Source organism: Vibrio alginolyticus NBRC 15630 = ATCC 17749 (genome assembly GCF_000354175.2).
Taxonomy (GTDB): Bacteria; Pseudomonadota; Gammaproteobacteria; order Enterobacterales; family Vibrionaceae; genus Vibrio; species Vibrio alginolyticus.
On record NC_022349.1, the window covers coordinates 1,749,530 to 1,776,340 of the forward strand.

The 26,811-nt window shown below is 45.5% G+C and carries 22 protein-coding genes and 8 tRNA genes; 1 reads left to right on the top strand and 29 read right to left on the bottom strand.

Translation table 11 applies throughout. The features are described from left to right. Window positions 1–132 precede the first annotated feature (132 nt). The 20 genes from N646_RS07875 to pncC all read right to left on the bottom strand — a co-directional run bounded on the left by N646_RS07875 (window position 133) and on the right by pncC (window position 16,353). Entirely contained in the window at window positions 133–2,976 is a 2,844-nt protein-coding gene (locus tag N646_RS07875; protein ID WP_017820389.1) for a M16 family metallopeptidase, read from the bottom strand. Between the two features lie 9 nt (window positions 2,977–2,985). After that, entirely contained in the window at window positions 2,986–3,447 is a 462-nt protein-coding gene (locus N646_RS07880) for a YqaA family protein (protein WP_005379938.1), read from the bottom strand. Beyond that, window positions 3,441–4,391: an NADP-dependent oxidoreductase gene (locus N646_RS07885; RefSeq protein WP_017820388.1), complete on the bottom strand. Its 951-nt coding sequence runs from the start codon at window positions 4,389–4,391 to the stop codon at window positions 3,441–3,443. The genes N646_RS07880 and N646_RS07885 overlap by 7 nt, the downstream gene beginning before the upstream one ends. 123 nt (window positions 4,392–4,514) lie before the next feature. Next, on the bottom strand, window positions 4,515–5,645 hold the full coding sequence (locus N646_RS07890; protein WP_005379935.1) for a sodium ion-translocating decarboxylase subunit beta: 1,131 nt from the start codon (window positions 5,643–5,645) through the stop codon (window positions 4,515–4,517). A gap of 9 nt (window positions 5,646–5,654) precedes the next feature. Beyond that, on the bottom strand, window positions 5,655–7,439 hold the full coding sequence (gene oadA, locus N646_RS07895; RefSeq protein ID WP_017820387.1) for a sodium-extruding oxaloacetate decarboxylase subunit alpha: 1,785 nt from the start codon (window positions 7,437–7,439) through the stop codon (window positions 5,655–5,657). A gap of 31 nt (window positions 7,440–7,470) precedes the next feature. Further along, window positions 7,471–7,728 carry an oxaloacetate decarboxylase subunit gamma gene (locus tag N646_RS07900; RefSeq protein ID WP_005379932.1) on the bottom strand — a complete coding sequence of 86 codons (258 nt, stop codon included), beginning with the start codon at window positions 7,726–7,728 and terminating at the stop codon, window positions 7,471–7,473. Between the two features lie 553 nt (window positions 7,729–8,281). Beyond that, window positions 8,282–8,358, bottom strand: a tRNA-Arg gene (locus tag N646_RS07905). A gap of 52 nt (window positions 8,359–8,410) precedes the next feature. Continuing rightward, window positions 8,411–8,487: transfer RNA gene (locus N646_RS07910), tRNA-Arg, on the bottom strand. Between the two features lie 53 nt (window positions 8,488–8,540). Next, a tRNA-Arg gene (locus tag N646_RS07915) sits at window positions 8,541–8,617 on the bottom strand. Window positions 8,618–8,669: 52 nt separating this feature from the next. Next, window positions 8,670–8,746: transfer RNA gene (locus N646_RS07920), tRNA-Arg, on the bottom strand. Window positions 8,747–8,799: 53 nt separating this feature from the next. After that, window positions 8,800–8,876: transfer RNA gene (locus tag N646_RS07925), tRNA-Arg, on the bottom strand. 85 nt (window positions 8,877–8,961) lie between these two features. Then, window positions 8,962–9,053, bottom strand: a tRNA-Ser gene (locus tag N646_RS07930). Window positions 9,054–9,082: 29 nt separating this feature from the next. Next, window positions 9,083–9,159 (bottom strand) — tRNA-Arg (locus N646_RS07935). 31 nt (window positions 9,160–9,190) lie between these two features. Next, a tRNA-Ser gene (locus tag N646_RS07940) sits at window positions 9,191–9,282 on the bottom strand. Between the two features lie 334 nt (window positions 9,283–9,616). After that, a complete protein-coding gene (gene csrA / locus N646_RS07945) occupies window positions 9,617–9,814 on the bottom strand; it encodes a carbon storage regulator CsrA (protein WP_004415691.1) in 198 nt (65 codons plus the stop codon). 92 nt (window positions 9,815–9,906) lie between these two features. Next, window positions 9,907–11,094 carry an aspartate kinase gene (locus N646_RS07950; RefSeq protein WP_005383803.1) on the bottom strand — a complete coding sequence of 396 codons (1,188 nt, stop codon included), beginning with the start codon at window positions 11,092–11,094 and terminating at the stop codon, window positions 9,907–9,909. Window positions 11,095–11,306: 212 nt separating this feature from the next. After that, a complete protein-coding gene (gene alaS / locus N646_RS07955) occupies window positions 11,307–13,889 on the bottom strand; it encodes an alanine--tRNA ligase (RefSeq protein WP_005380872.1) in 2,583 nt (860 codons plus the stop codon). A 142-nt stretch (window positions 13,890–14,031) separates the two neighbouring features. Then, the gene (recX, locus tag N646_RS07960) at window positions 14,032–14,499 is read right to left on the bottom strand and encodes a recombination regulator RecX (RefSeq protein WP_005383799.1); all 468 of its coding nucleotides are present in this window, start codon (window positions 14,497–14,499) and stop codon (window positions 14,032–14,034) included. Window positions 14,500–14,626: 127 nt separating this feature from the next. Further along, window positions 14,627–15,670, bottom strand: coding sequence for a recombinase RecA (gene recA / locus N646_RS07965; RefSeq protein WP_005380874.1), 1,044 nt, complete (start codon window positions 15,668–15,670; stop codon window positions 14,627–14,629). A gap of 200 nt (window positions 15,671–15,870) precedes the next feature. Continuing rightward, window positions 15,871–16,353, bottom strand: a complete 483-nt coding sequence (gene pncC / locus N646_RS07970) for a nicotinamide-nucleotide amidase (RefSeq protein WP_017821622.1) — start codon at window positions 16,351–16,353, stop codon at window positions 15,871–15,873. Window positions 16,354–16,437: 84 nt separating this feature from the next. Here pncC and mutS point away from each other — a divergent pair, with 84 nt between their 5' ends. Further along, a complete protein-coding gene (mutS, locus tag N646_RS07975) occupies window positions 16,438–18,999 on the top strand; it encodes a DNA mismatch repair protein MutS (protein WP_017821623.1) in 2,562 nt (853 codons plus the stop codon). A gap of 82 nt (window positions 19,000–19,081) precedes the next feature. Here the strand turns inward: mutS and rpoS are convergent, their stop codons facing one another. The 9 genes from rpoS to eno form a co-directional block, all read right to left on the bottom strand. Beyond that, window positions 19,082–20,068, bottom strand: coding sequence for an RNA polymerase sigma factor RpoS (gene rpoS / locus N646_RS07980; RefSeq protein ID WP_005380887.1), 987 nt, complete (start codon window positions 20,066–20,068; stop codon window positions 19,082–19,084). An 80-nt stretch (window positions 20,069–20,148) separates the two neighbouring features. After that, the gene (locus N646_RS07985) at window positions 20,149–21,072 is read right to left on the bottom strand and encodes a peptidoglycan DD-metalloendopeptidase family protein (protein ID WP_017633546.1); all 924 of its coding nucleotides are present in this window, start codon (window positions 21,070–21,072) and stop codon (window positions 20,149–20,151) included. A gap of 13 nt (window positions 21,073–21,085) precedes the next feature. Further along, window positions 21,086–21,712: a protein-L-isoaspartate(D-aspartate) O-methyltransferase gene (locus tag N646_RS07990; RefSeq protein WP_005380892.1), complete on the bottom strand. Its 627-nt coding sequence runs from the start codon at window positions 21,710–21,712 to the stop codon at window positions 21,086–21,088. Further along, window positions 21,712–22,488, bottom strand: coding sequence for a 5'/3'-nucleotidase SurE (gene surE, locus N646_RS07995; RefSeq protein ID WP_005380894.1), 777 nt, complete (start codon window positions 22,486–22,488; stop codon window positions 21,712–21,714). The genes N646_RS07990 and surE overlap by 1 nt, the downstream gene beginning before the upstream one ends. Continuing rightward, window positions 22,488–23,531, bottom strand: coding sequence for a tRNA pseudouridine(13) synthase TruD (truD, locus tag N646_RS08000; RefSeq protein ID WP_017821624.1), 1,044 nt, complete (start codon window positions 23,529–23,531; stop codon window positions 22,488–22,490). Before truD ends, surE begins: the two co-directional genes overlap by 1 nt. Window positions 23,532–23,576: 45 nt before the next feature. Then, window positions 23,577–24,053 carry a 2-C-methyl-D-erythritol 2,4-cyclodiphosphate synthase gene (gene ispF, locus N646_RS08005; RefSeq protein WP_005380896.1) on the bottom strand — a complete coding sequence of 159 codons (477 nt, stop codon included), beginning with the start codon at window positions 24,051–24,053 and terminating at the stop codon, window positions 23,577–23,579. Between the two features lie 14 nt (window positions 24,054–24,067). Next, window positions 24,068–24,775 carry a 2-C-methyl-D-erythritol 4-phosphate cytidylyltransferase gene (ispD, locus tag N646_RS08010; RefSeq protein ID WP_017821625.1) on the bottom strand — a complete coding sequence of 236 codons (708 nt, stop codon included), beginning with the start codon at window positions 24,773–24,775 and terminating at the stop codon, window positions 24,068–24,070. A gap of 1 nt (window position 24,776) precedes the next feature. After that, the gene (gene ftsB, locus N646_RS08015; RefSeq protein ID WP_017821626.1) at window positions 24,777–25,058 is read right to left on the bottom strand and encodes a cell division protein FtsB; all 282 of its coding nucleotides are present in this window, start codon (window positions 25,056–25,058) and stop codon (window positions 24,777–24,779) included. A gap of 402 nt (window positions 25,059–25,460) precedes the next feature. Further along, entirely contained in the window at window positions 25,461–26,762 is a 1,302-nt protein-coding gene (gene eno, locus N646_RS08020; protein ID WP_005383785.1) for a phosphopyruvate hydratase, read from the bottom strand. Window positions 26,763–26,811: the final 49 nt, after the last annotated feature.

Sequence of the window (26,811 nt, forward strand, 5' to 3'; positions counted from 1 at the left end):
CAGGACACTTGTTACATAACACAAGTGTAAGCTAAGTTATTGATAGTTAATGCATCTAGATAAATAACCCACGAAAAGTTGCTTATCTAGATGAATAGCGGAGAAACGTTTCTCCGCTATTAAATGTGTACTCTATCGAATGATTTCAAGCTCTTCTACGTCTTTCCCCAACTTTTCTAATTGAGGACGCAACGATTTAGCATCACCAACGACGATAATTTGATAGTCATTTGGATCAAACCATTTCTGAGCCAGCGCATTCAACGTCTGCTTATCGACTTTTTCTACGATAGCGTTTCTTTGCTGCAAGTAATCATGATCGAGGTTGTACTTAAGAATATCACTGATGAGCTCCGCTTTTTGTGTTGGCGTTTCATATTTCAGTGCATCTTTTTGACCGACCGCTTGACGCATAAATTTCATCTCTTCATCAGTAATACCTGACTGCGAGTATTCATTTAGCTCATTTTCCATCTCAATGATCGAAGCAACCGTTGCATCCGCTCGTACTTGCGCGGTGAAAACCACCGAGCCTGTTTCTGGATTACCAGAGAAGTAGCCGTAAGCACCGTATGTGTAACCCTTGTCTTCACGTAGATTTTGGTTAATGCGGCTATTGAAGTTCCCAGCTAAGTTGAAGTTTGCCAGTTGGCTTAGGTAAAAATCGCCCGTTGCGTCGTAAGGCATACCTTGACGAACCATCATGACCACACTTTGCGGCGCTCCTGGTTTATCAACAAGATGGATCTTTTGCTCACCTAATGCAGCAATGCTTTGCGGTGCATACAATGGCGCAGCTTCATCTTGCCAGTTTTTCCAGAACGTCAGTTGCTGCTCAATTTCCTGTTTATTGATGTCACCAACAACGACGATTTGCGCACTTTGTGGCGTGTAATGCTTCGAGTAGAATTCACGGACATCATCCAACGTTAATGCACTGACACCTGCTTGCGTGCCGTCTTTTGGTCGAGCAAAAACCGAATCCCCATAGAGCACCTGACGACTCGCTTGTGACGCCATCCAACTTGGATTTTGGTGCTCATATACCAGGCCTTCTAGCGCTTGCATTTTTACACGCTCGAAATCATCTTGATTAAATGCAGGAGACAGCAACATCTCTTCGACAATTTTTAACGTCGGCTCTAAGTTCTTTTCTAGAGCAGAAACACTGATGTTTGTTGTATAACCTGTGGCATTAACAGAGATAACACTACCTAGTTTATCAAGCTCAGCTTGAATCTCTTCGACACTGCGTTTCGTTGTACCTTCTTGCAACATCGCAGCGGTCAATTGGGCAAGACCTTCTTTACCCTTTTCAACAAAACGTGTCCCTGCAGGTAAACTAAATTGCATCATCACCGTCGGCGTTTCATCGCTAACTGCACCAAGCAGCTCTGAGCCATTCTTGAAATGTAACTCGTACAGCTCTGGCATCGTCGCTTTCACTGGTTCTCCTACTGGCGGTTGCACTGAGCGATCGAAGTTATCGGTCGCACGACGATACGCCAATTGGTCATCGGAAATCTTCTCATATTCTGGCAGCGTACGCTTTGGTGTCACAAAGGTCGCAGGTTTTACGACAAGGTCTGTTTTTCCTTTTGGGACCACGCTTAGGGTCACTTTGTTCTTACCTTGGATAAAGTCCGTATACGCTTTTTCTACCGAAGTCGGCGTAACTGCACGGATTTGTTCAAGCTGTTGCTCAAGACGATCAGGATCGCCGAAAAATGTCTCGTTGGAAGCCAACTGAGTCACTTTACCTTTAACGCTTTCTAGCGCAAAAATAGCATCCGCTTCCGCTTTACCCTTCAACTGCTCAAGGCGATCTTCTGTCACGCCTTTTTCCGCAAACTGATTAAGTGATTGTAAAAGCTCGTCGTACAGTTTTGATAGGTCGCCTTTATCTCCAGAATCACCCATTGCGTAAACGTAAAAGTTACACGCCAGTTCAGCACAATCATGGAATGAACCAGCATCGACCGCTTTTTGAGTCTTCACTAGGTCTTGATAGAGCACGCTGTTGGTACCGCCCCCCAATACTTCTGATAATGTATCGAGAGACGCTTGGCTTTCTTCGCCGTTGTAGGTTGTTGGCCACGCGATCATCACCATAGGTTGTTGAATACGATCTTCTAGAGTGATGTATTTGTCTTCTTGCAGTTTTGCAGGTTGTTTCGGCGCATTTTCAACCTCAGGACCACGAGGAATCGAACCGAAGTACTTATTTACCCACTCTAGAGTTTGTTCAACGTCTAAGTCACCACCGATCGTGATAGTCGCATTGTTTGGGCCATACCAACGCAAGAAAAACGCTTTGAGGTCGTTCACATCAACACGATCAAGATCTTCAACATAACCAATGGTTTGCCACGAATACGGATGACCTTCAGGATATAGCGCTTCGGACATGCGCTCCCAAATCAAGCCATAAGGACGATTATCGTAACGCTGAGCTCGCTCATTTTTTACAGTCGAACGCTGAATTTCAAATTTGCGTTGAGAAACCGCATCCAACAAAAAGCCCATACGGTCAGACTCTAACCACAGCATTTTCTCGAGCTGGTTAGCAGGGACAGTTTCAAAGTAGTTAGTACGATCGCGGTTTGTTGTACCATTTAACGTGCCGCCAGCCTCTGTGATGATTCTGAAGTGCTCTTGGTCACCAACGTTCTCTGAACCTTGGAACATCATGTGCTCAAAGAAATGCGCAAAACCAGACTTACCCACTTCTTCACGAGCTGAACCAACATGGTAAGTCACATCCACATGGACCAATGGGTCAGAATCTTCAGGAGCTAAGATCACCGTTAAACCATTATCGAGTTTATACTTTTGGTATGGAATCTTAACTTTGCCTTCTTCAGCTTTCGATGACTCAACGAAAGTTACCCCTTTCGGCAGTGATGAAACTGGCGTATTTGATGCACAGCCCGTGATCACCAACAGTGAACACGCGCCAACCCAAAACATCTTCATGTACTTTCCTTAAAATAATCCGAGATAGATGGCCGCAAGTAAGCTATACCTAGCAGCCTTTCCTAAAAATATTAAAATCACGCAAGGCAGAAACTTCATTCTTAGCCACCCTGCGGCTAAACACAGCGGGTCTCCAATTACAGGTAACCAGCTAAAAAATAATCCCCAATAGCCATACTTAGAGAGCCACTTTAATGCGGTATGACCGTGCTTTTCCTCTTGTGCTTTGTTGGGAATCCACAAGCCAAGCCAATAATTTGTTAAGCCACCAAGCGTATTACCGATAGTAGCGACCATAACAATTGAAGAAACGGAGTATTGATTTAATGAGAGAGTGGCAACTAAGCCCGCCTCAGAACCACCAGGCAACAACGTGGCACTGAGAAAACCGGTCATGAAAAGCACCCATAATGCTGAATCTGAAAACCAAAGCGCTAAACTTTCAAAACTCGTGTTAAATGCTTCTAGCATGTCATATCAAGCAACACCTTGCCTCTGGTTCTTCCTGATTCGACCTGCTGGTGAGCACCAATGACATCACTCATAGGATAAACCTGTTGAATTTCAGTCTTCAGTAAGCCAACGCCGACCATATACAACAAGGTATCTAACTGCGCAGGGTCTGGTTCAACCAACATGCCACTAGCCTCAAAGCCTAGGAGTTTGGCTTTTTCACAAATCAGCTCAGCTGTGATGGTTGGAACGGTGATGACTCTCGCATTGTCTTTCAGGCATTTAAGCGCATCTAACGCAGCATCTCCGCCTACTAAATCAATCAAAACATCAACATCTTCAACACGTTCTGACACTGGTGCAAATTGATAGTTCACTGCATGAGCACCGAGCGTCGCAAGGTAATCTAAATTTCGTTCACTGCAGGTTGTAAAGACTTCCGCTTTCGTCGCGATCGCAATTTGTACCGCGAGGTGTCCAACACCACCGGCACCAGCGAGGATAAGTACGCGATCGTTTTCCGTCACATTAGCCTTACTGAGAGCTTGTGCCGCAGTTTGTCCCGCCAACGGTAATGCAGCAGCTGCCTCTAAAGTGACAGAGCTAGGAACATGACTTAACTCAGTTTCTGGAACACATATGTATTGACTGTAACCACCGCCTCGAACTGGGAAACCAATAAATCCAGCCACCTCATCACCTTCATTAAAACGTGATGCCCCCTCTCCACAAGACATCACTTTTCCTGAGATGTCGTAACCTGGCACCCAAGGTAAATTATCCTTATTCTGCGCTGCCGCCCAACCGAGCCCAGCTCGAGTTTTGACATCAATAGGATTTACGCCTGAAAAAGCGACTTTTACTAAGGCTTCACCAGGCTGTGGTGATGGTGTAGAAGCATGTTGAATCGCGAGTACGTTGGCATCACCAAACTCAGTGATAACGATCTGTTTGTGTTCCATAAACCATTCCCTGCAAGAAAACAAAAAGGGATGCGAAAGCATCCCTTTGACTATAAACCATTTTGTTAACCTAAGTTAATCGTGATTTTGTAAATTGGTTGATCATTCCATTTTCAATAATGTCTAACCAACAAGTGCTAACAATATACCAGCCGCAACGGCTGAACCCAGCACACCAGCAACGTTTGGTCCCATCGCATGCATTAACAAGAAGTTTTGCGGGTTAGCTTGTAAACCAACTTTGTTTACGACTCGCGCGGCCATTGGTACCGCAGAAACGCCAGCCGCACCAATAAGTGGGTTGATGTCTTCTTTCGAGAACTTGTTAAGCAGTTTCGCCATCAGGACGCCCGCACCAGTACCGATACTAAATGCAACTGCGCCTAACCCCAAGATACCTAACGTTTCTAGGTTCAAGAACTGCTCAGCTTGCAGCTTAGAACCAACACCAAGACCTAAAAAGATAGTCACTATGTTGATCAATTCATTTTGAGCAGTTTTCGATAAACGATCGACCACACCAGCTTCACGCATCAAGTTACCCAAACAGAACATACCAACCAATGGCGTAGCTGAAGGTAAGAACAGAATCGTCATCAGTAATACAGCAAGCGGGAAGATGACTTTCTCCCATTTACCAACATGACGAAGCTGAGCCATCTTGATTTGACGCTCTTCCTTGGTTGTCAGTGCTTTCATGATTGGTGGCTGGATGATCGGCACCAATGCCATATAGCTGTATGCCGCTACTGCAATCGCACCTAGCAGATCTGGAGAGAGCTTACTTGCTAAGAAAATCGCTGTTGGCCCATCAGCACCACCGATGATCGCGATAGACGATGCATCCGCCATGGAAAACTCCATGCCAGGTACATAGTTGAGTAAAATAGCGCCAAACAGTGTTGCAAAAATACCAAACTGCGCAGCCGCACCTAACCACAACGTTTTTGGGTTTGCGATCAAAGCACCAAAGTCGGTCATCGCGCCCACACCCATGAAGATCAATAGCGGGAACACACCCGATTCAATCCCAATGTAGTAAACGTAGTAGAGCAAGCCACCAGGCTCAGTAAAGCCAGCATTTGGAATATTCGCCAAAATAGCACCGAAACCAATCGGCAATAACAGTAAAGGTTCAAATCCTTTTTTAATTGCCAAAAACAGCAAGGTACAACCAACCAGCATCATACAGATTTGGCCGAACTCGAAGTTAGCGATCCCTGTTTCTGCCCAAAGGGTTAACAATCCGTCCATGATACTCCCTTACGCCAGGCTCAACAGAGGCGCACCTACTGTGACAGCATCGCCTTCTTTAACGTTCAGCTCTTGAACCACACCACCACGCGCCGCTCGTACTTCAGTTTCCATTTTCATCGCTTCAAGGATGAGCAATACATCGCCTTCAGCTACCTCAGCACCAGGTTGAACATTCACTTTGAAGATGTTACCTGCAAGAGGAGCAGGTACCGCTTCTGCTGAAGCATTAGAAGGTGCGCTAGGTGTAGCCGATTTTGCCGGTGCATTAGAAGGAGCAACAGATGTCAGTTCACCTTGAGGGCCAACTTCCACCTCATACACCTGCCCGTCAACACGTACACTATAAGTTTCTACACCACCAGTTGCTGGTTGAGCTACAGGTACAGCAGGCTTCTCAGCTTCTAGCGTTGGTGCAGGCTCAAATGCTTCTGGGTTTTCACGATTCTTAAGGAACTTAAGCCCAACTTGAGGGAAAAGTGCATAAGTGAGTACGTCATCAACACGCTCACTTGCTAGCTTAATGCCTTCTGATTTCGCTTTCTCCATCAGATCAACCGTAAGCGTCTCCATTTCAGGCTCAAGTAAATCGGCAGGACGACAGGTAATTGGCTCTTTACCATCAAGCACTTTCGCTTGCAGTTCTGCATTTAACTCGGCTGGCGCTTGACCGTACTCACCTTTCAATAGGCCAGCGGTTTCCTTGGTAATACTCTTATAGCGCTCGCCAGTAAGCACGTTAATCACCGCTTGAGTACCGACGATCTGTGAAGTTGGAGTCACCAATGGAATGAAACCAAGATCTTCACGTACACGAGGGATCTCTTCTAATACTTCATCAATGCGATCCGCAGCACCCTGCTCTTTCAACTGGCCTTCCATATTGGTCAGCATACCACCAGGCACTTGAGCAATCAGGATGCGTGAATCGACTCCTTTTAACTGGCCTTCCCACTTCGCATACTTCTTACGTACCTCACGGAAATATGCGGCGATAGGTTCCAGTTGCTCGAGTTTCAAATTGGTATCTCGCTCGGTGCCTTCTAGCATAGCGACTACCGTTTCAGTCGGTGTATGACCGTAAGTACAACTCATTGAAGAAATCGCAGTATCGAGAATATCAATACCGGCTTCGACTGCTTTTACCGCTGTTGCTGTAGACAGCCCCGTTGTTGCATGACAATGAAGTGCCAATGGCACATCACAAGACGCTTTGATACGCGTGATAAGCTCTTCCGCTTCATAAGGCTTAAGTAAGCCAGACATATCTTTAATACACAGCGAGTGACAACCTAAATCCTCTAGGCGTTTTGCCAAGTCAACCCAAGTGTCTGCGTTATGCACTGGGCTCGTAGTGTAAGACAACGTACCTTGAGCATGCGCACCAACATCAACCGTTGCTTTAACGGCTTTCTGGAAGTTTCGCACGTCATTCATTGCATCAAAAATACGGAATACATCCATGCCGTTAGCATGCGCGCGTTCAACAAACTTCTCTACTACGTCGTCGGCATAATGGCGGTATCCTAAAAGGTTTTGACCACGCAGTAGCATTTGCATTGGTGTATTAGGCATCGCTTTTTTTAGTTCACGTAAACGCTCCCAAGGGTCTTCTCCTAAGAATCGAATACAAGAATCAAATGTTGCACCACCCCAAGTCTCTAGAGACCAGTAACCAACCTTATCCAACTCAGCTGCGATAGGCAGCATATCCTCAATACGCATACGCGTAGCAAATAGTGATTGATGGGCATCACGAAGGACCACATCAGTAATAGCTAGTGGTTTAGACATGCTCTTAAACTCCTTTTTAATCCTAGTTCGGCTACTTCGCGAATGAGGCGCGATGTTTATGAATCGCAGCCGAGATCGCCGCCACTACTTGTGGACTAACAGCTGAAGAGGTTGATTGAATATTAGTGTTTGTTTTTGGTGCTGCGATCGGCTCTGGTACTTCTTCTGGTACCAATTTCGACATTAACCGAACGAGATAAACAAGAATAGTGAGGAAAATAAATACGACCGCCATCCCCGTTAGCATCAGGGTGGCCGCATCTACTAGCAGGCTTCCTATATTAGTCATGTTGCTTCCTTTCTTTGTCATCCTGACAACGTGCAGGACTTTAATAGTGTCAAATCCCGACCCATGGATTATCTCGATTGGTTAAATTTTGTCAATTTTGTTTAAGGAAGGTTTGTAGTAATCCTGATAAATGATTATTTATTCACTACACAGATCACAGTTCATGACAAAATAATCACTTCAAATCGCTATCACCTTACGAACAGAGTAAAGGAGGACATAAATAAAAACTGCGATTTAGATTTCAAAATCAAATCGGTACTCACGCAGTAAAAACCAACAAAAACAAAAAGATGAATAAAATTAACAATTAATAAACAAATAAAAAACAAAGTAACTACATGAGAGTAATTGAAATGAAAAATGGAAGTCAGTGTATAGGAGGGATAATCAGGATGATTTCACACGATGCGACAGAAGCTTGATAGCAAATTGCTTAGATACGCACATATTCGCTTTTAAAAAAGAGGAACATAGGCTCTAGTGATCCTACGCCATATTTCAGATGTCTAGATACAAAAAAGCCTCGCAATTGCGAGGCTGTTTCAATGAGTGGCGCGTCCTGGAGGATTCGAACCTCCGACCGCCTGGTTCGTAGCCAGGTACTCTATCCAGCTGAGCTAAGGACGCGCAGTTTTCGATATCGACTTTCGTCAACATCAGGGCATTACCCTGCAATAAGTGGCGCGTCCTGGAGGATTCGAACCTCCGACCGCCTGGTTCGTAGCCAGGTACTCTATCCAGCTGAGCTAAGGACGCGCAAGTTTTCGATATCGACTTTCGTCAACATCAGGGCATTACCCTTTAATAAGTGGCGCGTCCTGGAGGATTCGAACCTCCGACCGCCTGGTTCGTAGCCAGGTACTCTATCCAGCTGAGCTAAGGACGCGCAGTTTTCGATATCGACTTTCGTCAATATCAGGGCATTACCCTTCAATAAGTGGCGCGTCCTGGAGGATTCGAACCTCCGACCGCCTGGTTCGTAGCCAGGTACTCTATCCAGCTGAGCTAAGGACGCGCAAGTTTTCGATATCGACTTTCGTCAACATCAGGGCATTACCCTTTAATAAGTGGCGCGTCCTGGAGGATTCGAACCTCCGACCGCCTGGTTCGTAGCCAGGTACTCTATCCAGCTGAGCTAAGGACGCGCAGATCTTCTTGCTAAGAAGTTGTGAAGTAAATCACATTCATTTCTTACGAAACAAAAAAAAGGCCATCGGGCCAGTCAATGAATGGCGGTGAAGGAGGGATTCGAACCCTCGATACGGGATAAACCGTATACTCCCTTAGCAGGGGAGCGCCTTCAGCCTCTCGGCCACCTCACCGTTTTCATTGTTATATCTCAGAAGAGATATGGCGCGTCCTGGAGGATTCGAACCTCCGACCGCCTGGTTCGTAGCCAGGTACTCTATCCAGCTGAGCTAAGGACGCACTTTTTGTTGATAAATCAACGTTGCAAGAATGGCGGTGAAGGAGGGATTCGAACCCTCGATACGGGATAAACCGTATACTCCCTTAGCAGGGGAGCGCCTTCAGCCTCTCGGCCACCTCACCGTCTTGCGGAGGCACATATTACGTTTTACCGAAAATATGTCAAACACTTTCTTTGAAAAAATCTACGAAACTGGCTTAACCGTTGCTGATTTAATCAAAGTGACTATTAAACGAACTTTATCACTCTATTATGATGAAAAAAAGAGAGTCTTCTCTGAAAAAAAGACATTTATTTTCAAATAACTTTCTGAAGTTCGAATCAACATTATTGATGAATTCACAGCCATACTCAACACAATAGTTTCTGCAAATTTTCAAAAACAGTAAAAACTAAAAAGGCCAACCCTTCGGTTAGCCTTTTTCATTCAAACTAAGCTCTGTAAACAGGAGCGACTTAGTAGTTACCTGAAGCAACGTTGCCATTGCCTTTTTCAGCTTGAATGCGCATGTAGATTTCTTCACGGTGAACTGAAACCTCTTTCGGAGCGTTAACGCCGATACGCACTTGGTTACCTTTAACACCTAGTACAGTTACAGTCACTTCATCACCAATCATCAGTGTTTCGCCTACGCGGCGAGTCAAAATTAGCATTCTTTGCTCCTTGAGTAATCTCTAAATTTTCTTGCTACAAAGCTATTATCCAACAAAAGTTATATTTTCGTAAACTACCTTGTTAGCGAAAATCAGCCTAAAAAGGCATGTTTTTGTTGAATGTTTAATGCTTCACTAGACGTAATGTAAGCATCATGCAGAATGTTTGCTGCTGTATCCACACATTCGGGTGCTAAAACTAGCATCATAGTGAGTGCATTCGTTGCGCTGAAATTGATCTCAATATCTCGCTTTGCCAACAAATCGCATGCGTGCTCTACCATTCCATTGGCCTCAAGCCCCACTGCGGTCAACAGGCTTACCACTTCACTATTACGGATTTTGTCGCTGAACACCAGATCGAACTTGGCACATGCATCTTGTTTTATCATGATACCTGCCCGTTCTGTTTCCTCGATCACATTCCAAATGTCGATACCCAACATCTGACATTGTTTTGTAGCACTAGATAAATGTTCTTTATCGACTTCGATTATGGCAAGGTCACGTTGAATGGCTATACCAGAGACGGCTTGATTGCCTAACTCCCCCTTTACCAGACTGCCTTCATTAACATCAAATGTCGAAAGCACGCGCAGTGGCACATTATTCTTCCATGCAAATTGCACTGAAGGTAAATGTAATACTTTCGCGCCTCGGCTTGCCATCGCTTCCATGGAAGGAAAATCGATAACCGCCAATTTTCGCGCGTTTTTCACTACACGTGGGTCACAAGTATAAATACCATCAACGTCGGTAAAGATTTGACACTCATCAGCGCGCAATGCGCCTGCCAGTGCCACTGCGCTCGTATCTGAGCCACCTCGACCTAATGTGGTGATATCCCCGTTCTCATTCACACCTTGAAAGCCTGCAACAATCACGATTTGGTCTTGCTCAAGCAATCCCAGAATTGTCTTAGTATCAATGTGTTTAATCGTTGCGTCATTGTGTTGATTATCCGTCACAATATTCGCCTGTGCTCCGGTAAGCGAGCGTGCAGCATGACCCAATTTATTGAGTGTCATTGCTAACAGTGCCATTGACACTTGCTCACCAGCAGAGAGCAAAACATCAAGTTCTCGAGCTGTAGGCACGCTATCTATCTGTTTAGCGAGGTCCATCAGTCTGTTTGTTTCGCCTGACATTGCAGACACGACAACAACAACTTGATTGCCATCATTTTTCGCCTTAATGATGTGTTCAGCAACTTGGTGGATTCTTTCAATTGAACCCACGGAGGTTCCGCCAAACTTTTGCACGATAAGGGGCTTTTTCACCAGTCTTCACCTTCCCAAGACCGAAGTCTCTTTAGAACTGCTTACATCGTCAGTATTTCCTTTTAGAAAAATTATATAAGCAGTAGTTACAACAAAAACCAAATAGCCTAAATGACTCGGTTAACTTTTGGTCAATTAAACCACTTGGCTGCTAAAAAAAATTACGCTCAATCAAAGAAACTTGATTGAGCGTAATTTTAGTAGTTAAAAGCTTATAAGCGCTCTTCTAACCAAGGCTGAACTGTTTTAATTGCCTCTGGTAGTGCGGCTACATCAGTACCACCAGCTTGAGCCATGTCAGGACGACCACCGCCCTTACCACCGACTTGCTCAGCAATCATCTTAACTAGATCACCAGCTTTTACTTTACCAGTTAGATCTTTAGTCACACCAGCAATCAGGCCAACCTTGTCACCTGTTACGTTAGCAAGCAGTACGACACCAGACCCCATTTGGTTCTTGATGTCATCAACCATAGTACGTAGGTTCTTGCTGTCAGCGCCTTCAAGAGCTGCGACTAGAACTTTTGTACCATTGACTTCAACCGCTTTGCCCATGATGTTAGCGCTTTCTGCTGCCGCCATCTTATCTTTTAGCTTCTGCACTTCTTTCTCTAGCGCTTTTGCTTTCTGTGCAGATTCTGCCAGTTTCTCTTCGTACTTCGCGTTTTGAGCTTCAATCGCGTCTAATGCAGCCTCGCCTGTTACCGCCTCAATACGTCGAATACCTGCAGCAATGCCGCTTTCTGAAGTGATTTTGAATAGGCCAATATCACCTGTGCTTGATGCGTGAATACCACCGCAAAGCTCTGTCGAGAAGTCACCCATAGACAGTACGCGTACTTCGTCATCGTACTTCTCACCAAACAGTGCCATTGCGCCTTTCTTCTTAGCAGACTCAATGTCCATCACGTTGGTTTCAATCGTGTGGTTGCGACGAATTTGCGCGTTAACTAGACGCTCAACTTCTTTCAGTTCTGCTGCAGTTACGGCTTCTAGGTGTGAGAAGTCGAAACGTAGGTTGTCTGCCTTCACCAATGAGCCTTTCTGCGTTACGTGCTCACCTAAAACTTGGCGTAGTGCTGCGTGTAGCAAGTGCGTTGCTGAGTGGTTTAGAGAGATAGCTGCGCGACGCTCTGCGTCAACGATAGTTGCTACTTCATCACCTTTCGCTAGAACGCCTTCTGCCATTACACCGTGGTGCGCGATTGCGTTACCTAGTTTTTGAGTGTCCTCAACGCGGAATACACCAGACTCAGTACGGATTTCACCAGCGTCACCACACTGACCGCCTGACTCTGCGTAGAATGGTGTTTCACCAAGTACGATGATTGCTTTGTCGCCCGCAGATAGCGAATCTACTTCGTTGCCTTCAACGAACATCGCTGCTACAGAACTAGAGCCTTTAGTACCTGTGTAACCACAGAATTCTGTTTGCGTATCAACTTTGATTGCTGCGTTATAGTCAGTACCGAAGTTACCCGCTTCACGCGCACGTTGACGCTGCTCTTCCATCGCTTTCTCGAAACCTTCTTCGTCGATTGCGAACTCACGCTCACGTGCTACGTCGTTAGTTAAGTCAGCTGGGAAGCCGTAAGTATCGTAAAGTTTAAATACGGTTTCGCCGTCTAGTACTTTACCGTCTAGGTTATCTAGTGCTTCGTTTAGAATCGCCATACCGCGCTCAAGTGTACGACCAAAGTTTTCTTCTTCGATACGCAGTACTTTTTCAACCACAGCTTGTTGACGCTTCAGCTCTTCACCAGCCGTACCCATGATGTCAGCTAGAACGCCAACCAACTTGTGGAAGAATGCACCTTGTGCGCCCAGCTTGTTACCGTGACGAACTGCACGACGGATGATACGGCGTAATACGTAACCTCGACCTTCGTTTGAAGGCATAACACCATCCACGATCAGGAATGAACATGAACGGATGTGGTCAGCGATAACGCGTAGTGATTGGTTTGATAGGTCTTCGTAACCGATCACTTCTGCTGCTGCTTTGATAAGAGCTTGGAATACATCGATTTCGTAGTTTGAGTGAACGCCCTGCATGATTGCAGAGATACGCTCGATACCCATACCAGTATCTACCGATGGTTTTGGTAGCGGTTCCATAGTGCCGTCTGCGTGACGGTTGAACTGCATGAATACGTTGTTCCAGATCTCGATGAAACGGTCACCATCTTCTTCAGGCGTGCCAGGACGGCCACCCCAGATGTGCTCACCGTGATCGTAGAAGATTTCAGTACATGGACCACAAGGGCCAGTGTCGCCCATTTGCCAGAAGTTATCAGACTCGTACGGCTTGCCGCCTTCTTTATCACCAATGCGAACAATACGATCAGCGGGTACGCCAACTTTCTTGTTCCAGATGTCAAACGCTTCGTCATCGGTTTCGTAAACAGTTACCAATAAACGATCCGCTGGCAGTTTAAGAACTTCGGTTAGGAATTCCCAAGCAAAGGAGATCGCATCTTCTTTGAAGTAATCGCCAAAGCTGAAGTTGCCTAACATTTCAAAGAATGTGTGGTGACGAGCAGTAAAGCCAACATTTTCTAGGTCGTTATGTTTACCACCAGCACGTACGCAACGCTGAGCCGTAGTCGCTCGAGTGTAGGCTCGTTTTTCTAAGCCTAAGAAACAATCTTTAAATTGGTTCATACCTGCGTTTGTGAACAGCAGGGTTGGGTCGTTATGTGGAACTAACGATGAACTTTCTACGATTTGGTGTCCTTTGCTCTCAAAGAACTTGAGGAACGCGTTACGAACCTCATCAGTGCTCATGTACATGCAGCTCTTCCTGAAAATAGTCGAGTTAGAATTTTGCCGTATTGTAGATCATGCAAACAGCTGAGACTAGTTTTCTTGAGGAAAAGAGGGAGTAGGAGAAAAAATTTGAAGCAAAACAAAAATCAGTGCGGACGACTGACCGTTAATCTTCGTCCTCAAAGTTCAGCGCGTAGCTGATTTGGTCAAAACTGTAGCCGCGATACTGCAGAAAACGAACTTGTTTTGCGTACTCTTTTTGGTCTTTGGCTTTAATACCTTTGAATTTCTTTTCTGCCGCCTGTTTAGCCAGTTCAAACCAATCTTGCGGCTCTTCAGCCATAGCTTGCTCAATCACCGATTCCGCAACACGCTTCTGGTTTAACTCTTGACGAATTCGACGCTCTCCATGTCCTTTGTATACATGCTGTCTAATTTGACTCTTCGCGTAACGTAAATCATCTAAATAGTTATGGTCTAGGCAAAAATTAATTGCGATGTCGATGTCTGATTCTTCATAGCCCTTCATCGATAATTTTTGGTAAAGCTCATACTGACCATGATCGCGACGGCTAAGCAATTGTATAGCAGCCTCTTTGCTCGATAATGTTGGCGCCTGGCGTTTTTGGTACATGATGATCCTAAAAGTATTTTTGCTGTACAGGCTCTCAATGGCCTTTGTGATAATTCGATTTTTGATTTCAATAGATACAACAAAGCCCCGCATTGCAGGGCTTTGTCATTTATTAATCTATGAGAGATTAAAACTCTTCAGCTTGCTCTGGCGCTTCACCAGCTTCAGGCGCTTCCGCAAGTGCTGGCGCTAGCAACATTTCACGCAGTTTTGTATCGATAGTTTTAGCCACTTCAGGATGCTCACGCAGGTAGTTACACGCATTCGCTTTACCTTGACCAATCTTATCGCCATTGTAGCTATACCAAGCACCGGCTTTTTCAACTAACTTGTGCTTCACACCTAGATCGACAAGTTCACCTTCGCGGTTAAAGCCTTGGCCGTACATGATTTGTGTGTTTGCTTCTTTAAATGGTGCTGCAATCTTATTCTTAACAACTTTGATGCGCGTTTCGTTACCTACGACTTCGTCACCTTCTTTGATTGCGCCAGTACGACGGATATCTAGACGAACAGAAGCGTAGAACTTAAGTGCGTTACCACCTGTTGTTGTTTCTGGGTTACCAAACATCACACCAATCTTCATACGGATTTGGTTGATGAAGATACACATACAGTTAGACTGCTTTAGGTTACCCGTTAGCTTACGCATTGCTTGAGAAAGCATACGTGCTTGCAGACCCATGTGGCTATCGCCCATTTCGCCTTCGATTTCTGCTTTCGGTGTTAGCGCTGCAACAGAGTCGACAACCATAACATCGATAGCACCAGAACGTGCAAGTGCGTCACAGATCTCTAGCGCTTGCTCACCTGTGTCTGGCTGAGAAACTAGCAATGCATCGATATCTACGCCAAGTTTCTTCGCGTATACAGGATCTAGAGCGTGCTCTGCATCGATAAACGCACACGTTTTGCCTTCACGTTGCGCAGCAGCAATAAGCTCAAGCGTTAATGTTGTTTTACCTGAAGATTCTGGGCCGTAGATTTCTACGATACGACCCATTGGTAGACCACCAGCACCCAAAGCGATATCAAGAGAAAGAGAACCCGTTGAGATGGTTTCTACGTCCATTGCGCGGTTATCACCAAGGCGCATGATAGAGCCTTTACCGAATTGCTTTTCAATTTGACCTAGCGCAGCGGCGAGCGCTTTCTGTTTGTTCTCGTCCATTACTTTCTCCGATTTATTCATCTTCTTTGGGCGACGAATAGTAATTCATTTTTCTTAAGCAGAAGAACTGCTCAGCAATGAAAGTTATTATACTGTTGATTCATACAGTGTCCATACCTGTATGAAAAAAATTTGGCTGACCTAAAGTCGTGATTTGCTCTAGCCCTTATCAATGCTGGGCTAAAACAATTTAAGAAATTCTAGAGTAGATGTTGATACAATTGAGTCAGCGCATGCTCGACCGCTTTTTTGCGAACTTCTGCACGGTCACCAGTAAAATGCATGGTTTCGACTTGCTGCCAACTTTGGTTATCAGCAAAAGCAAAGCAGACCATGCCGACTGGTTTCTCTTCACTGCCACCACCCGGCCCTGCAATACCACTGATGGACACACCGATGGTCGCATTGGAGTTTTTAATTGCACCCTGTACCATTTCAATCACAACTGACTCACTCACTGCACCATGCGCTTCTAACGTTGAAGCTTGCACACCAAGCATCTCCATTTTCGCTTCATTACTGTAGGTGACAAACGCACGGTCAAGCCACGCTGAACTGCCAGCAATGTCAGTAATGGCGGTTGCAACACCACCACCTGTGCATGATTCTGCGGTTGTTAAAACATGCCCGTGTTTAGCCAATAATGCGCCTAAATCGGCACTCAATTTTGTTGTTTTTTCCATAGCCAAAATGCCCTTTGTCTCTTTTTACTTGATAGGGATTCACGTATCCTAAGCCGCTACGGAAATAAACAAAAGAACTTACCTGTGAAAGCTGAACAAAAACACACTCCGATGATGCAGCAATACCTCAAGCTAAAAGCTGAGAACCCAGAGATTTTGCTGTTCTACCGCATGGGCGATTTCTACGAACTCTTTTACGATGATGCCAAGCGAGCTTCTCAGCTTCTTGATATTTCATTGACCAAACGTGGTGCGTCTGCAGGTGAACCTATCCCAATGGCGGGTGTGCCATTTCACGCCGTAGAGGGCTACCTGGCAAAACTTGTTCAGCTTGGTGAGTCTGTGGCGATCTGTGAACAGATTGGCGATCCGGCCACCAGCAAGGGCCCGGTAGAACGTAAAGTTGTGCGTATCGTGACACCAGGTACTGTGACGGATGAAGCGCTGCTTTCTGAGCGTGTCGATAACTTAATCGCAGCAATTTACCATTACAACGGTAAGTTCGGTTATGCGACGCTGGATGTCACCTCTGGTCGCTTCCAACTGACAGAACCAGAAACTGAAGAAGCGATGACAGCCGAGCTTCAACGTACCGCACCACGTGAGCTACTGTTCCCAGAAGATTTTGAACCTGTACATTTAATGGCGAGCCGCAATGGTAACCGTCGTCGCCCAGTCTGGGAGTTTGAGCTTGATACGGCTAAGCAACAACTCAATCAACAATTTGGCACAAAAGATCTGGTTGGTTTTGGTGTAGAACATGCGTCCTTAGGGTTATGTGCTGCTGGTTGTTTGATCCAGTACGTAAAAGATACTCAACGTACGGCTTTACCTCATATTCGCTCTTTAACGTTTGATCATCAGGATCAATCCGTCATCCTTGATGCTGCTACCCGACGTAATCTGGAAATTACTCAAAATCTAGCAGGCGGAACCGATAACACGCTCGCTGCAGTACTCGACCATTGTGCAACTCCGATGGGCAGCCGAATGCTGAAGCGTTGGTTGCATCAGCCTATGCGTTGCATTGAAACGTTAAACAATCGTCTTGATGCGATTGGTGAGATTAAAGAACAAGCTCTGTTTGCCGATCTTCAACCAACGTTAAAGCAAATTGGTGATATTGAACGTATCTTAGCGCGCCTTGCATTACGCTCTGCTCGCCCTCGCGATATGGCTAGACTTCGCAATGCCATGCAGCAGCTACCAGAGCTAGAATCTGTCACCACTTCTTTAACCCATCCGTACCTAACAAAATTGGCGAAGTATGCAGCTCCGATTGACGAAGTATGTGACCTGTTAGAGCGCGCGATTAAAGAAAATCCGCCGGTTGTTATTCGTGATGGTGGCGTCATCGCTGAAGGCTACAATGCGGAGCTCGATGAATGGCGAAAATTGGCAGATGGTGCAACAGAATATCTTGAGCAGCTTGAGCGAGATGAGCGTGAACGACACGGTATCGATACGCTTAAAGTAGGCTACAACAACGTTCATGGCTTCTTTATCCAAGTGAGCCGTGGCCAGAGCCATTTGGTTCCACCGCATTATGTACGTCGCCAAACACTCAAAAACGCTGAACGCTACATCATCCCAGAGCTTAAGGAACACGAAGACAAAGTACTTAACTCGAAATCTAAAGCGTTAGCACTTGAGAAACAGTTGTGGGAAGAACTGTTTGATCTATTGATGCCAAACCTTGAGAAGCTGCAAAACCTAGCTTCTGCTCTGTCTCAACTGGATGTATTACAAAACCTAGCAGAGCGTGCAGATTCGTTAGATTACTGCCGCCCAACGCTTGTGAAAGACGCAGGAATTCACATTCAAGCTGGTCGTCATCCAGTCGTAGAACAAGTAACAACAGAGCCGTTCATCGCGAACCCAATTGAGCTGAACCCAGCCCGTAAGATGTTGATCATTACCGGTCCAAACATGGGTGGTAAATCAACCTACATGCGTCAAACTGCGCTGATTGCATTGATGGCACATATCGGCTCTTATGTACCGGCAGAATCCGCACAGATTGGTTCTTTAGATCGTATATTTACTCGTATTGGTGCGTCAGATGATCTTGCATCTGGCCGCTCGACCTTCATGGTAGAAATGACCGAAACAGCCAATATTCTTCACAACGCAACTAAGAATAGTTTGGTGCTAATGGATGAAATCGGACGTGGTACTAGTACTTACGACGGTCTGTCTTTAGCTTGGGCAAGTGCGGAATGGCTCGCAACACAAATTGGTGCGATGACCCTATTTGCAACCCACTACTTCGAATTAACAGAGTTACCAAGCCAGCTGCCAAACTTAGCGAACGTTCACTTGGATGCCGTAGAACATGGAGACAGCATTGCCTTTATGCACGCAGTTCAAGAAGGTGCGGCAAGTAAGTCTTACGGTCTGGCTGTTGCGGGCTTAGCAGGCGTACCAAAAACGGTCATCAAAAATGCGCGTAACAAGCTATCTCAGCTAGAGCAACTGGGGCAACACAGTGACACACCGCGTCCAAGTGCAGTAGATGTGGCTAACCAGTTGAGCCTGATTCCAGAGCCTAGCGAGGTCGAACAAGCTCTGTCAGGTATTGATCCTGACGACTTAACGCCACGCCAAGCTCTTGAAGAGCTGTATCGCTTGAAAAGGATGCTGTAAATAGACTCACACCAAGGAGCAAAAAAGAAAAAAGGCTATGGGGAACCATAGCCTTTTGCGTATCTAGTGGAATACGGATTATTTAATCGTCTTCTACGTTAAACAAGTTTTCCATATTCAAACCTTGTTTGATTAGGACTTCACGAAGACGACGTAAACCTTCCACTTGTATTTGACGTACTCGCTCACGTGTCAGACCAATCTCTCGACCAACTTCTTCCAGCGTCGAAGGCTCGTAGCCTAGTAGGCCGAAGCGACGTGCAAGCACTTCTTTCTGTTTCGGATTCAACTCTTCTAACCAATGAATCAACGATGATTTGATGTCGTCATCTTGAGTCGAAACTTCTGGATCAGAGTTGTTTGCATCAGGAATAATATCCAGCAGCGCTTTCTCACCGTCACCACCGATTGGCGTGTCGACAGAGCTAATACGCTCATTAAGGCGTAACATTTTGCTTACGTCTTCGACTGGAATATCTAATTGAGCAGCAATTTCTTCTGCGGTCGGTTCGTGATCGAGCTTTTGAGAAAGTTCACGCGCAGTACGCAGATAAATGTTCAGCTCTTTCACTACGTGGATAGGTAGACGGATCGTGCGAGTTTGGTTCATCAACGCTCGCTCTATCGTTTGTCGGATCCACCACGTTGCGTAAGTAGAGAAACGGAAACCACGTTCTGGGTCGAATTTTTCGACCGCTCGGATCAAGCCGAGGTTACCTTCTTCAATCAAATCGAGTAGTGCTAGACCACGGTTACTGTATCGACGAGAAATCTTAACAACCAAACGTAGGTTACTTTCGATCATACGTTTGCGTGCCGCTTCGTCGCCACGTAGGGCGCGTCTTGCGTAAAGCACTTCTTCTTCGGCAGTAAGTAAAGGTGAGAAGCCAATTTCGCCCAAATACAACTGAGTTGCATCTAAGCTTTTACTGCTCGCGTCAAACTCTTCACGCGCAGTCGCTTTGCTTTCTGTGGATGATGATCTTTCGAGTTCGTTATCAATGGTCTTCACTGACGCATTGTCAAATGCAAACTCTTCAACTTTGGTTACTGTGTTGCTGATACTCATAACGCCTCCCCCTGGCGAGTTAGCAAGACATGACAACTCAATATGTCGCTAAATGATGTCGCAAGTTGTTTTTCAAAGTTTTAAGGCAAATAGCGTTTTGGATTCACTGATTTACCTTGATAGCGAATTTCAAAGTGTAGTTTGACCGACTTTGCACCTGAACTACCCATGGTGGCGATTTTTTGTCCGCTTTTTACGCTTTGTCCTTCTGTGACCAGCAGTTTGTCATTATGTGCGTATGCGCTTAAATAATTGTCGTTATGCTTTACTATAATTAAGTTGCCATAACCTCGTAGCGCATTGCCTGAATAAACGACTGTGCCGGCTGCGGTTGAAACGATAGGTTGACCACGCTGTCCTGCGATGTCGATACCTTTATTTCCCTGTTCTCCCGCCGAAAAGTTCTTGATTACTCTCCCTTTTGTTGGCCACAACCACTTTGAAACTTTATCACTCTTTGCTGTGGTGGTTGGCGCTTTTTGCTTCACTTTTTGGTTATCTTTTGAACCAACATACTCCTTTGTTTTCGATTGTTCAACCTTCTTTGGAGGCTGTTTTTGTACGACTTTAGGCTTAGTCTCTGTAGGTTTTTGACTAGAGTTTTTACTCGAAGGTTTAGGTTTAGAGGCTGTTGATGTTTTCGTCACTGGAGCTGGGGGTGTCGTAACAACAGGAGCCACAACGGGTTCAACTTTTTGACCATATTTAGGGGCGACATATTTCGGAGCCCAAAGTTTTAGCCTCTGTCCTGGGTAGATAGTGTAAGGCTGAGTTAACTCATTGTAACGAACAAGATCATTTACATCTTTATCTGTGACATAAGCTATGAAGTAAAGCGTATCGCCTTTTTTTACCTCATAATAACTCCCTCTGTAACTCCCTCTTTCAAGGCTTGAATAGTCTTTTTTTAGGCTAGAGACAGGTGCAGGGGAATGCGCTGCACAACCAACTAGTCCTGCAGCAAACACAAAGCTAATACCAATATGACGTAGTAACTTATTCACCTATCCCTAACCCTTAAGCTAAATCACCCGCAACCAGAGGTACGAACCGAACCATTTCTACAACGGTAGAGAGATATTCGTCTCCCTTACGCTCTATTTTTAATAACTGTTGTTCCGTATCTCCAACAGGAATGACCATTTTGCCACCATCTCTTAATTGTGAGAGAAGAGCTTGGGGAATCACTTCAGCGGCAGCGGTAACAATAATAGCATCGAAAGGACCTCGCGCTTCCCAGCCCTGCCACCCATCAGCATGCTTAGTTGAAACATTGTAGATATCCAATTGCTTCAGGCGACGCTTTGCTTCCCATTGCAACGATTTAATTCGCTCAACGGAGTATACATGATCAACAATTTGCGCCAGTACCGCGGTTTGATAACCCGATCCCGTTCCGATTTCCAGAACACGACTCGCCGGTTCTAGCTCAAGCAACTCGGTCATACGAGCAACAATATAAGGCTGAGAAATAGTTTGTCCCTGACCAATTGGTAACGCATTGTTATCATAGGCTTGGTGCATCATCGCTTGAGAAACAAAGCTTTCTCGTGGCAAGCGTTGGATAGCATCCAGAACTCTTTGGTCTTTGATGCCACTGGAGATAAGAAACGCTATCAACCTGTCAGCATGTGGGTTACTCATTACTTCTCTTCCTTTAACCAACTATCCATAGCACGCAGCGACTCGTGAGCGGTGAGATCAACTTGCAGAGGCGTCATTGAAACTCGGCCATGCTCAATTGCATAAAAGTCCGTGCCCTCTCCTGCATCTTGCTCCTTTCCTGGTGGGCCTAACCAATAAATGTCATGGCCTCTCGGATCTTTCTGCTTGATCATATTCTCTGCGTGATGACGTGCACCTAAACGCGTAACTTCAATTTCACCTAAATTCTCTGATGGTAAGTCAGGCACGTTTACGTTCAGTAGACGATTCGTTGGAATCGGCGACGCTAAATGCTGTTGTACAATTTGACGTGCAATTTTAGCGGCGGATTCGAAATGTCGCTTACCCACTAGAGAAAAAGCCACCGACTGAACGCCAAGGAAATGACCTTCCATGGCGGCTGCTACTGTTCCAGAATAAAGAACATCATCACCCAAATTAGCGCCATGGTTGATTCCTGACAGAACAAGATCAGGCAAATCATCTTTCATTAGCTCATTCAGCGCGAAATGCACACAATCCGTGGGCGTGCCTTGCACTGAGTAGATATTTGGGGCAATTTCAGTCACGCGTAATGGTTGTTCTAATGTGAGTGAATTCGAAGCACCTGAACGATTTCGATCAGGTGCGACAATGGTCACTTCGGCGATATCTCTCAACTCATCAGCGAGGGCATGAATCCCTTGTGCATGAACACCATCATCATTGCTGATTAAGACTCTTAAGGGCTTCGGGTTTCGTGAATCCTGTTCCATTAGTATTCTCTTTCTACTTCAACCTCATTAACTAACTCACGAACAATAGAGGTCGCAAAAGATCCCGCATCCAGTGAGAAAGTCAGCGTAATGTTGTTACCTTCAACCGTCCAAGCTAAATCTTTTGGCTTCAGCGCAATATCGCGACGATCGTGGCGCATGCGATTACCACGAATCAGCGCCATGAGGTCAGGCTCTTCGTCTAAAAACGGTTGCTCTAATGCCAGAGCCTCGGCTTGAGTAGGCAGTGCATTATCGCCAGCAAGCGCAGCGGTAATTGCCGCTTCACCTTGTGCAAATTGCACTTGCAAATCAGTGATGTTGTTTGCATCAATCAACTGAGTGCCAGAATTCGTCTGTGCAATGTCACCATCAATGAACTTATCAAACACACAATTCTCTAGACGAGCTGAAACGATGCGGTTGAAAATCCACGAACGAGCCGCTGATAAATACATGCTTCGCTTGTTTTGATTGCGGGTACGAACGTTTTCGCGTCCCCATCGACGTGCTTCTTCAAGGTTGTTGCCATCGTTACCAAAACGCTGACTACCAAAGTAGTTTGGCACGCCAACTTGTTTCACTTTTTCAAGACGTTGCTCTACATCCGCTATATCTGTCACTTCAGACAAAGTAACCACGAACTCGTTCCCTACTAGGTCACCAGGACGCAGTTTTTTATTGTGACGATCTGTTGCAAGGATTTCGATACTTGGGTATTGAGCCAAAAACGCTGAAAAATCTGGCGTTTCACCTTTTGGTAAATGGACACTTAACCACTGTTCCGTCACCGCATGACGGTCTTTAAGACCCGCCCAGCTAACGTCTTTCGACTTAACACCACAGGCTTTTGCTAACTCGTTAGCAACGAAGCTGGTGTTCTCGCCCGTTTTACGGATACGAACCATTAAGTGCTCGCCTTCGCCCGTAAAGGCAAAACCTAAATCTTCGCGAACCTGAAAATGCTCTGGCTGCGCTTTAATTTTTGCCGATGCAACTGGCTTACCCGTTAGGTAAGCCAATGAAGATAAAATGTCTGACATGATGTGTTTCCGCTGATATCACAGCTTAGAGGAGCAAATTGCTAGTTATTGCTTAAACAGAAGTACAACGGCTTCCGTTGCAATGCCTTCTTTGCGTCCAGTAAAACCGAGACGTTCTGTCGTCGTCGCTTTTACGTTAATGTTACTAATGTCGGTTTCTAGGTCTTCGGCTATCGCCGCACACATTGCGTCAATGTGTGGTGCCATTTTAGGCGCTTGTGCCATGATGGTTACATCAGCATTGCCAAGGCGGTAGCCTTGCTCTTTAACTCGACGGTAAACGTCTTTCAGTAATTCACGACTGTTTGCGCCTTTCCATTTATCATCCGTATCTGGGAAATGACGACCAATATCGCCGGCAGCAATCGCGCCCAGCAGAGCATCCGTTAACGCATGCAACGCTACATCGCCATCTGAGTGTGCAATCAAACCTTGCTCATAAGGGATTGCTACACCACCAATAATGACTGGGCCTTCACCACCGAATTTATGTACATCGAAACCATGACCAATTCGAATCATTTTCTATCCTTTCTTTATTCGCCGCGCTCACGGCTTAGATAAAACTCGGCTAACGCAAGGTCTTCTGGCTGAGTGATTTTTATATTGTTCGCATTCCCTTGAACTAAGGCTGGCTTCTCGCCTAACCACTCCAAAGCCGAGGCTTCATCAGTAATAGTTACACCCTGTTCTAATGCGTCAGCCAGTGCTTGAGTAAGCTGCTGAGTTTTAAACATTTGTGGAGTCAGTGCATGCCACAATGCTTCTCTATCTACCGTATGATCGATATCTTGTACTGCGTTTGCTCGCTTCATTGTATCTCTCACAGGAGATGCGAGAATGCCACCCGTTGAGTGGGCGCAGCAAACATCAATCAAACGGTCAATGTCGGATGTTAATACACATGGCCTCGCAGCGTCGTGGACTAATACCCACTCGCTTTCCAGATGCTCATTGACATAGTTTAGCCCTGATAACACAGAGTCTGCTCTTTCTTTACCACCAGCTACACGAATCACATCTGGGTGCTTAGCAATGGACAATTCTGGGTAATATGGGTCGCCGTCAGTAATGGCAACGACAACCTTAGAAATATTTGGGTGAGAAAGCAGTTTCTCTACGGTATGTTCCAGTACCGCTTTACCTTCGATCAATAAATATTGCTTAGGGCGATCTGCCTTCATTCTGCTCCCTACACCAGCAGCAGGCACAATTGCGATATGCGATGAGTTCATATCCAACATTTTAATGGTTTTCCTCACCTATAATGCGGTAAAAAGTCTCGCCATCTTTAACTAAACCGAGCTCATGACGCGCACGTTCTTCAATCGCATCAAGACCTTGCCTTAAGTCATCAATCTCAGCGAACATTTCATTGTTGCGAGCTTTTAGCTTGCTGTTCACTTGTTGCTGAACTTCAATTTCATCTTTTACTGTGTAGTAGTCAGACACTCCGTTTTTACCAAACCATAGAGTGTATTGAAGCAAGCCAAACAGTAGCGTAAGGGCTATAACAAAGATTCGCATATCGCTGCTAACATTCTGTACCGGAAGGAATTAGATAAGGTGACATATATAGCATAAATGCGAGGTTGCCTCTAGGGGAGAAAGGGAGACTCACACGCTCCTTACAAGAAATAAGCAGCAAAATGAAACAAGCTCATAGGAAGCGCTCCTTACCCATGACCAAAGTAAGAGCCAAAAATACAAACTTATAAATACAAAAAAACCGCCGTAGCGATGGTTTCACAAAGCTATTTAGCGAAACTTTACTCAATAAGAATTAAGCTTGACCTTTAACTTCTTTAAGACCGCTTCCTTGAAACATGGAGGAGCGCGCTCACTTAGAGCTTCCGTCATATAAAAAACGCCCCGCAAGTGCGAGGCGTTTTCAAAAGCTTTAAGTTAAGCGGTTAATTCAATTAAGAATTAAGCTTGACCTTTAACTTCTTTAAGACCGTTGAAAGGAGCGCGCTCACCTAGAGCTTCCTCGATACGGATTAGCTGGTTGTACTTAGCAACACGGTCAGAACGGCTCATAGAACCAGTTTTGATTTGACCTGCAGCTGTACCTACCGCTAGGTCAGCGATAGTTGCATCTTCAGTTTCGCCAGAACGGTGAGAGATTACTGCTGTGTAACCTGCGTCTTTAGCCATCTTGATTGCAGCTAGAGTCTCAGTTAGAGAACCGATTTGGTTGAACTTGATAAGGATAGAGTTAGCTACGCCTTTCTCGATACCTTCAGCAAGGATCTTAGTGTTAGTAACGAATAGATCGTCACCTACTAGTTGAAGCTTGTCACCTAGTAGTTCAGTTTGGTGCTTGAAGCCATCCCAATCAGACTCGTCTAGACCGTCTTCGATAGAAACGATTGGGAATTGGTTAGCTAGCTCAGCTAGGTAGTGGTTGAACTCTTCAGAAGTGAAAGTTTTACCTTCGCCTTTCATGTTGTAGATGCCAGCTTCTTTGTCGAAGAACTCAGATGCAGCACAGTCCATAGCTAGAGTAACGTCTTTACCTAGTTCGTAACCAGCAGCTGCAACAGCTTCTGCGATAACTTCTAGAGCTTCAGCGTTAGATTTAAGGTTAGGAGCGAAACCACCTTCATCACCAACTGCAGTGCTGTAGCCTTTAGACTTAAGAACTTTAGCTAGGTTGTGGAATACTTCTGCACCGATACGTAGACCTTCTTTAAGAGTCTTAGCGCCAACTGGTTGGATCATGAACTCTTGGATGTCAACGTTGTTGTCTGCGTGCTCACCACCGTTGATGATGTTCATCATTGGTAGAGGCATAGAGAACTGACCTGCAGTGCCGTTTAGCTCAGCGATGTGCTCGTATAGAGGCATGCCTTTCGCAGCAGCAGCAGCTTTAGCGTTTGCTAGAGAAACAGCTAGGATAGCGTTAGCACCGAATTTAGATTTGTTTTCAGTGCCGTCTAGTTCGATCATTACTGCGTCGATTGCAGCTTGGTCTTTAGCGTCTTTGCCAACTAGAGCTTCAGCGATTGGGCCGTTTACAGCTTCAACTGCTTTAAGAACACCTTTACCTAGGAAACGTGCTTTGTCACCGTCACGTAGCTCAAGAGCTTCGCGAGAACCAGTAGATGCGCCAGATGGAGCTGCCGCCATACCTACGAAACCGCCTTCTAGGTGTACTTCAGCTTCTACAGTTGGGTTACCACGTGAGTCGATGATTTCACGACCTAGAACTTTAACGATCTTAGACATTAATGTTTCCTCTCGTTTCAAATATAAATGTCAATCTTAAAGGGCAGCA